Source organism: Kocuria palustris, from assembly GCF_007666205.1.
GTDB classification, from domain to species: Bacteria; Actinomycetota; Actinomycetes; order Actinomycetales; family Micrococcaceae; genus Kocuria; species Kocuria palustris_A.
Map to the genome: position 1 here is coordinate 1 of NZ_VDOR01000057.1, position 220 is coordinate 220.

Genomic DNA, 220 nt, shown 5'->3' on the forward strand with positions numbered 1-220 from the left:
CCCGCCGACATAGCCTTCTTGTTCAGAGCGAAGAGGTCCAAATGAAGCAAAGCCGAATACTGAACCCATTTCGTCCTGAGCAACAAATACTCCCTTTAACGAGCGACTTTTCCATTTGTCTTCAAATTCCTTATAGTTCAGGCTGTTTAAATAATCAATCGGGATAATTTCGTGGTATGTTGTCCTCCAGCTGTCTACATGCACTTTTGCAATGTCCTTT

Annotated in this window: 1 pseudogene; it reads right to left on the reverse strand. The window is 42.7% G+C overall.

Annotation, left to right across the window (positions count from 1 at the left end):
- Nucleotides 1-220: pseudogene (locus FSY66_RS12475) on the reverse strand (hypothetical protein); the annotation flags it as partial.